Source organism: Streptomyces sp. NPDC060198 (assembly GCF_042728415.1).
Taxonomy (GTDB): Bacteria; Actinomycetota; Actinomycetes; order Streptomycetales; family Streptomycetaceae; genus Streptomyces.
On the sequence record NZ_JBHWZJ010000025.1, the window covers coordinates 26938 to 34103 of the forward strand.

Genomic DNA, 7166 nt, shown 5'->3' on the forward strand with positions numbered 1-7166 from the left:
GGTGATCGGACCGGCCGTCCGTACCGTCGGCCGGCCGAGCCGTCCCCCGATCGGCTCGTCGCGGCACGAACGGCACGAACGGTGTGAACAGCGGAGTCGACACGGTACGTTCCGTTTCCGCCTCGCTCATGTTCGACTTTTGGCGACGACCTGTCAACAAGGAGTGGTGAGAGGCGCCCTATGCTCACGGAATGAGCGCATTGCCGAGTTCTGTGCGACGCAGCGAACGGTCCCGACGCGCGATCCTGGAGGCGGCCCTGGAGCTCTGCACGGAGAGGGGCTACGGGCGCGTGACGGTGGAGGCCATCGCCGCCCGTGCCGGTGTCAGCAAGAAGACGATCTACCGGTGGTGGCCGGCGAAGAGCGGCATCCTGATGGAGATCTTCACCGATGTCCTGTCCGACGCCGCCCCGTTCGCCGACACCGGGGACATCGAGGCCGATCTGTGCGTACACATCGGACTGGCGGTACGGCTCCTCGGGTCGCCCCCGTACGGACCGGCGTACGCCGGCATACTCTCCGAGCTCCACCACGACGACGAGCTCGCGCGGGACCTCACCGAGCGGGTCGTCGACCCACGGGTCGAACTGGCGGTCGCCCTGCTCACCCGCGCCCAGGAGCGGGGCCAGATCCGTGCGGACGCCGATCCGCGGCTGATGGTGGAGCTGCTCTACGGCCCGGTCTACTACCGCCACGTCCTGCGCAAACCGCCCCAGGACGAGGCGGCGATCGCCGCACTGGTCGCCGTGGTGCTGCGCGGGCCGGGCGCGGTGGCGGGCGGGGAGCCGGGTGCGGAGGCAGGGGCGGAGGCGGTGGCGGGCCTCGCCTGAGGGCGGGCCCCGCGTGTGCCGCGTGGGCTCCGCCCGGGGTGCGGCAGGCCCGGCGGCCCTTCAGTCCTGCCGGACGCGTCCGTGCAGGTGCATGTCGTGGAGACCGTCGAGATGCCGGCCGGCCGCCCTGCGGACTCCCTCCGCCGCGAACCCGGCCTTCGACGCCACCCGGCAGGAGGCCGGGTTGGCGATGGAGTGGCTGAGTTCCAGCCGGTCGAACCCGGCCGTGGTGAACGCCCAATCCGTCAGCCCGGTCACCGCGCGGGTGCAGACCCCGCGCCCCCGAGCGGCCGGGGTCGTCCAGTAGGCCACCTCGGCCCAGCCGTACTCCAGGTCCCAGTCACGCAGCGAGAGCCGGCCCAGCAGCCGGTCGTCCTCCGCGTCGGCGACGGCCCAGTGTCCCGCGGTCTCCCGCTCCCAGTCCTTCCGCCACGCCTCGATCCACCCCCGGGCCTCGTCGACGGAGTCGGCGCGGCGGATGTGCCAGCGCTGGATCTCCGGGTCCTCGAACGCGGTCCGCACGGCTTCGGCGTCGGTGAGCAGCCACGGCCGCAGCACCGACCCGCCGCCGAGCCGGAACGACGGCTGGACGGCGGCGGAGAGGCTGCCCGCGGTGATCGCGGGAGGGATGAGGGAGGGCATGGGCGGGATGGTACGGCCGGCCGACCGGGCCCGCGCGGTGTTTTCCGCTGACGGGTCGGCCGGAGAGCGTGCCGCCGAAGTCCCGCAGGGCTGCGGACCGTTCAGCCGAAGAGGCGTTCCAGTACCACCGCTATGCCGTCCTCGGTGTGCGGCAGCGTGACCTCGTCGGCGGCAGCCTTCAGTTCGGGATGGGCGTTGCCCATCGCCACCCCGTGCCCGACCAGCCCGAACATCGGCAGGTCGTTCGGCATGTCGCCGAAGGCGATGGCGTCCGCCGGGTCCAGGCCGAGGAGGTCCGCCGCCACCGCGAGCCCGGTGCCCTTGTGCACGCCGTAGGGGGCGAGTTCGACCGTGCCGGGGCCGGCCATGGTGACCGTCGCCAGATCGCCGACTGCGGCCCGGCCGAGAGCGGCGAGTTCGTCGTCGGTCAACTCCGGGTGGCGCACCATCACCTTGATGACGGGCTCGGCCCAGAGGTCGTCGCGGCGCCCGACCCGCTGGGCGGGGAGCGTCGGGTGCGGCATGCGGTAGCCGGGCTCGATCAGGGTCAGCCCCGCCGGGCCGTCCTGGTCGACGGCGGCGAAGACCGGACCCGCCTCCGCCTCGATCTTGCCCAGCGCCATGTCGGCCAGTTCCCGGTCCAGCGGCACCGAGCGGAGCATCCGGGACGACTCGGGGTCGTACACCTGGGTGCCCTGCCCGCAGACGACCGGGCCCCGGTAGTCCAGCTCCGCCAGAAGGGTGCGTATCCCCGGGACCGCCCGGCCGGTGACGATGATGTGCCGGGCGCCGGCCGAGGCCGCGCGCCGGAGGGCGGCGTGCGTGCGGGGGCTCACGGAGTCGTCGGGCAGCAGCAGGGTGCCGTCCAGGTCCGTGGCGACGAGGGTGTGCGCGACCCGGGTGTACGCGGGCGCGGGTGACGGATGCATGGTTCCAGCGTAGGGAGATCGGCTTTTCGCCGGGCGGCCCTGACCTGGGGCGACGGTCAGCTTCCCGGTGCTGCGGGGAGGCGGTCGGCCGGGCGGGCGGCGGAAAGCGATGATCTCGGGTGAATGGCCCCGGTACGCGCCGTGGGGGAAGCGCGTACCGGAGCGGACCGGAATCCCCGCCTCCTGTGCGCGGTACCGGTCGGACGCCTGTACGAGACGCGGGCAGCGCCCGAAGGGGCGGGTGTCCGGGAGGGGTACCGCACGCGCGCCGTGGGGGAAGCGGTGCGCCGGTGGGGCCGGGGCCGAGGGGGAGGATGCGGCGGAACCGCCGAGGAGGGGGGTGCCCTTGGTCTGCCCGGGACGGGACGGGGGCGAACCGGTGGGGGCCTGCTGAAACGATCCTTCGACGCCCGTTCGGCCCAGCGGAACCGTCTACGGCCACCTGTGCCGACCCCCGCCCCACATCACCCCCGGGGAGCGGACGCCTCCCCGCCTCCGCAGAGCAGCGCCAAGTACTCCCGCACGCGGGCCGGCTCCGCCGCCGGGGCGACGAGTCCGACGTGGTGGTCGGGGCGGACCACCACGACGGTGCCGTCCGCGCCGGGCTCGTACGCGGCGCGGACCAGCCCCTCGTGGTCGGTCACCCCCGCCCGGGCGCCCGGCTCCTCGTCGGGGGCGCGGACCTCCTCGGCGCCGTACACCCGGTGGGCGCGGACTGCGTCGCCGTACGTCCGCACCGCCTCGCCGAGGATCTCCTCGCTCTTCGGGCCGAAGCCGAGGAGGGTCGGGTGCGGCTCGGCGAAGAGGTGGTGCAGCCGGACCGGCGCACCGGTCGCCACCGAGCGGCACGGCGCGTCCGGCGCCCGGTCCCCGGACCGGGGCCCGGACTCCGGCGCTCCGGCGGCGAGCGAACTCCACCGGTAGCCGGTGGACAGGCCGCTCGCCTCCGGAGCGGTCGCCGAGTCCAGCCCGCCGCCGGGGCGGCGGATGGCGGCCATCGTCTCCGCGAGCCGCTCCGAGGTGAAGTCCAGGGTCCAGGCCGCGACGGGCAGCCGCTCCTCCTCGTAGGTGTCGAGCAGGGCCGGGGCGGCGAGACCGGTCAGGACGTGGGCGAGCTTCCAGCCGAGGTTGAAGGCGTCCTGTACACCGGTGTTCATGCCCATCCCGCCCGCGATCGAGTGGACGTGCGCCGCGTCCCCGGCGAGCAGCACCCGGCCGTCCCGGAAGCGGTCGGCCATGCGGACGTTGACGCGGTAGGTGGAGAGCAGGGTCGCGTGCCGGAGCACCTCGCCGGGGAGTCCGGTGTGCCGGGTGAGGAGACGGCGGAAGCCCTCCTCGGTCGGCGGCTGCGGCACCCCCGCCCCGTCCCGCTCGGGCCCCGCCTGGAACCACCAGCCCGATCCGGTGCCCGGGATCGGGCAGAGCATCACGGCGCCGGTGGCGTCGAACCACTGGTGCCAGATGCCCCGGTCGAGCGCGTTCTCGTCGATCTCGACGTCACCGCAGACCATCACCTGGTCGGCCTGCGTCTCGCCGGCGAACGGGATGCCGAGCAGCTTGCGCACCGGGCTGTGCGCCCCGTCGCAGCCCACCACGTACCGGGCGGTGACCGTCCCGCCGCCGGCGAGAGTCGCGGTCACGCCCGTGGCGTGCTGGTCGAGGCCGGTCAGCTCGGTGCCCAGCTCGACCTGGACGCCGTCCTTCGCCAGCCGGTCGCGGAGGATCTCCTCCAGCCGCCACTGGGCGATCAGCCGGGGCCAGTCGAAGGCGGAGGCGGGGACCGGGGCCGGGTCGGCGTACGGGTCGAAGTCGGCGACCGGGACGTGGTCGCGGTACTTGCGCATGGGCAGTGGCAGTGACCCGGACGCCAGCACCTCGTCGGCCACCCCGAGGCTCGCCAGGACCTCCAGCGACCGCAAGTTCGGCCCCTTCGCCCGTGAGCTGCGCGGATGGGCGGCGGACTTGTCGATGATCCGTACGCCGACGCCCCGGCGCGCGAGGTCGCACGCCAGGGTCAGGCCGGTGGGGCCGGCTCCCACGATCAGTACGTCGGTGGTCATGGCTGCTCCTCGGGTGCGGTGATGGCACCCAAGGGAAACGTAACCAAGGAACAAATGCAACCTGGTAACTAATTTTCGGAAGGGGGCCCGGTGGGAGCGGCGATGCCCCTGCCGGTCGCGGCGGCCGGCGGTACCGTCGCCCCGGTCGTCGCGACCGTGGTCGCGAGCCGGAGCGCCTCCGCCCTGCCGTGCCGCGCCGTACGCAGCGCGTCCCAGGTCAGCAGCGTCAACGCCACCCACACCAGCGCGAATCCGGCCCAGCGCTCCGGCGGCATCTCCTCGTGGAAGTACGCCACCCCCAGCGCGAACTGGAAGACGGGCGCCAGGTACTGCAGGAGGCCCAGCGTCGACAGCGGTACCCGGATCGCCGCCGCCCCGAAGGCGATCAGCGGGATCGCCGTCACCAGACCGGTCGAGGCGAGCAGCAGCCCGTGCCCGGCGCCCCCGCCGGAGGTGAAGGTGGTCTCGCCGCGCGCGCCGAGCCAGATCAGGAAGCCGAGGGCCGGCAGGAAGAGGACCGCGGTCTCGGCGGCCAGCGACTCCAGGCCGCCCATGTCGACCTTCTTCTTCGCCAGGCCGTACGTCGCGAAGGAGAAGGCCAGCACCAGGGAGATCCACGGCGGGTGGCCGTACCCGACGGCGAGGACCAGCACGGCGGCGAATCCGGTCGCCACCGCGATCCACTGGGCGGGCCGCAGGCGTTCGCCGAGGAGCAGCACGCCCATGGCTATGGTGACCAGCGGGTTGATGAAGTAGCCCAGGGACGCCTCGACCACGTGATCGCTGTTGACCGCCCAGATGTACAGGCCCCAGTTGACCGTGATCACCGCCGCCGCGGCGGTGATCAGAGCGAGCTTGCGCGGCCGGCGGACCAGTACGCCGATCCACGCCCAGCGCTTCAGTACGAGCAGGATGACGCCGACCACGGCCAGCGACCACACCATCCGGTGGGCCAGGATCTCGGCGGCCCCCGACGGCTTCAGCAACGGCCAGAAGAGTGGGACGAGGCCCCACATCCCATAGGCGCCGATTCCGTGGAGCAGCCCTGCCCGCTGCTCGTCCTTCCCCTCCACGGGGCCTCCCTCATGCGTGGGCCGGCGGCCGCCGACGCCATGAAGGTAGCTCCGGAAGAGGGCCCGCGTCATTGCCGTATCGCGGCTACGGTCATGACGCGAGCGCCTTCCGGACGTGCGCGGCCCGCGTGCGCCTCGTGGGCGACCCGCGCGCGGGGCGGTCAGGCGGCGGCGACGGCTTCGGCGACCGTCACGGAGACCGGGGTGGTGGGGCGGCCGATGAGCCGGGCCAGGTCGCCGCTGGTGCCGGCGAGCAGGCCGCGCCCGATCGCCTCGTCCACGTCGACCAGGATCTCCGCGAAGCCCGCGGGCAGTCCGGCGCCGACCAGGATCTCCTGGTGCACGGCGGCGGGCACCTCCTGGTACGCGATCTCCCGGCCGGTCGCCCGGGAGACCTCGGCCGCGTACTCCGCCAGCGACCAGGCGGTGTCGCCGCTCAGCTCGTACGCGGTGTCCAGGTGGCCCTCGCCGGTCAGCACGGCGGCAGCGGCGGCGGCGAAGTCGGCCCGGGGTGCCAGGGCGATGCGGCCCTCGCCCGCGTTGCCCACCACGGCACCGTGCGCCAGGACCGGCGCCAGGTTGGCGGTGTAGTTCTCCGTGTACCAGCCGTTGCGCAGGAAGGTGTGCGGCAGGCCGGAGTCCAGGATCAGCCGCTCGGTCGCCTTGTGCTCCTCGGCCAGCAGGAAGTCGGCGGCCGGTCCGCCCAGGACGCCCGTGTACGCCAGCTGCGCCACGCCCGCCTCCTTCGCGGCGTCGATCACCGCGGTGTGCTGCGCCACGCGCTTGCCGACTTCGCTGCCGGAGATCAGCAGGACCCGGTCGCCGGGGCGGAAGACCGTCTTGAGCGTTTCGGGCCGGTCGTAGTCGGCGACCCGCAGCTCGACACCGAGCGCGGCGAGCGGGGCCGCCTTCGCCGCGTCGCGTACGACCGCCGCGATCCGGTCGGCCGGGACGGTGGTGAGCAGCTGCTCGACGACCAGGCGTCCGAGCTGTCCGGTGGCTCCGGTGACGACGATGCTCATGGGTGGTTCTCCTTCGTGTCGCTCTGTTCCGTGCGGGTATGGACCCGTTTCAGATGTTTTGGTGTTGGTTGCTCCACTCACCCTAGGGCGGGTACTTACTCAGAGGAAGTACCCACTTTGAAGTAAGGTGGTCGCATGACGGTACGTACGGAGACTCCGGGCCAGCTCGTGGCCGCGGCGGCGCGCGCAGCCGACGTGAACCGCGCGATGTGCCCCTCCCGGGTGGTGCTGGAACACGTCACCAGCCGCTGGGGCGTGCTGGTGCTCGCGGCCCTGCTGGAGCGCCCGTACCGCTTCAGCGAACTGCGCCGCACCATCGAGAACGTCAGCGAGAAGATGCTGGCCCAGACCCTGCGCACGCTCGAACGCGACGGCTTCGTGCACCGGGACGCCCAGCCGGTGATCCCGCCCCGGGTGGACTATTCCCTCACCCCGCTCGGCCACGAGGCCGCCCGGCGCGTGTGGGAGCTCGCCCGTTGGTCCGAGCACCAGGTGGACGCTGTCGACGCCGCACGGGCGGAGTACGACGCACGCGAGGCGTGACACCGAAAGCCCCCTGGAGTCCGCCGGGAACACCGGAGCCCGGGTCCCGCTGCCGTTTCGACGAGGC

7 protein-coding genes are annotated in these 7166 nt (G+C 73.3%); 2 read left to right on the top strand and 5 right to left on the bottom strand.

What is annotated here, in order from left to right:
* The first annotated feature begins 191 nt into the window (after window positions 1–191).
* A complete protein-coding gene (locus ACFWEP_RS06050; protein WP_387366226.1) occupies window positions 192–830 on the top strand; it encodes a TetR/AcrR family transcriptional regulator in 639 nt (212 codons plus the stop codon).
* 60 nt (window positions 831–890) lie between these two features.
* Here ACFWEP_RS06050 and ACFWEP_RS06055 read toward each other — a convergent pair whose 3' ends face one another.
* The 5 genes from ACFWEP_RS06055 to ACFWEP_RS06075 form a co-directional block, all read right to left on the bottom strand.
* Complete coding sequence (locus ACFWEP_RS06055; protein WP_387366229.1) at window positions 891–1472, bottom strand: GNAT family N-acetyltransferase; 582 nt, start codon at window positions 1470–1472, stop codon at window positions 891–893.
* A gap of 101 nt (window positions 1473–1573) precedes the next feature.
* Complete coding sequence (locus ACFWEP_RS06060; RefSeq protein ID WP_387366232.1) at window positions 1574–2401, bottom strand: HAD family hydrolase; 828 nt, start codon at window positions 2399–2401, stop codon at window positions 1574–1576.
* A gap of 464 nt (window positions 2402–2865) precedes the next feature.
* Window positions 2866–4461, bottom strand: coding sequence for an FAD-dependent monooxygenase (locus tag ACFWEP_RS06065; RefSeq protein WP_387366235.1), 1596 nt, complete (start codon window positions 4459–4461; stop codon window positions 2866–2868).
* 68 nt (window positions 4462–4529) lie between these two features.
* Complete coding sequence (rarD, locus tag ACFWEP_RS06070) at window positions 4530–5534, bottom strand: EamA family transporter RarD (RefSeq protein WP_387366238.1); 1005 nt, start codon at window positions 5532–5534, stop codon at window positions 4530–4532.
* A gap of 161 nt (window positions 5535–5695) precedes the next feature.
* Complete coding sequence (locus ACFWEP_RS06075) at window positions 5696–6556, bottom strand: SDR family oxidoreductase (RefSeq protein ID WP_387366241.1); 861 nt, start codon at window positions 6554–6556, stop codon at window positions 5696–5698.
* A 135-nt stretch (window positions 6557–6691) separates the two neighbouring features.
* Between ACFWEP_RS06075 and ACFWEP_RS06080 the strand changes: the two genes are divergently transcribed.
* The gene (locus tag ACFWEP_RS06080) at window positions 6692–7099 is read left to right on the top strand and encodes a winged helix-turn-helix transcriptional regulator (RefSeq protein WP_387366244.1); all 408 of its coding nucleotides are present in this window, start codon (window positions 6692–6694) and stop codon (window positions 7097–7099) included.
* Window positions 7100–7166 lie beyond the last annotated feature (67 nt).

What these genes read in the sequence shown, in the direction of transcription:
- ACFWEP_RS06050 (WP_387366226.1), top strand. Translation starts at nt 192, where the DNA reads ATGAGCGCATTGCCGAGTTCTGTGCGACGCAGCGAACGGTCCCGACGC.
- ACFWEP_RS06055 (WP_387366229.1), bottom strand. Translation starts at nt 1,472, where the DNA reads ATGCCCTCCCTCATCCCTCCCGCGATCACCGCGGGCAGCCTCTCCGCC.
- ACFWEP_RS06060 (WP_387366232.1), bottom strand. Translation starts at nt 2,401, where the DNA reads ATGCATCCGTCACCCGCGCCCGCGTACACCCGGGTCGCGCACACCCTC.
- ACFWEP_RS06065 (WP_387366235.1), bottom strand. Translation starts at nt 4,461, where the DNA reads ATGACCACCGACGTACTGATCGTGGGAGCCGGCCCCACCGGCCTGACC.
- ACFWEP_RS06075 (WP_387366241.1), bottom strand. Translation starts at nt 6,556, where the DNA reads ATGAGCATCGTCGTCACCGGAGCCACCGGACAGCTCGGACGCCTGGTC.
- ACFWEP_RS06080 (WP_387366244.1), top strand. Translation starts at nt 6,692, where the DNA reads ATGACGGTACGTACGGAGACTCCGGGCCAGCTCGTGGCCGCGGCGGCG.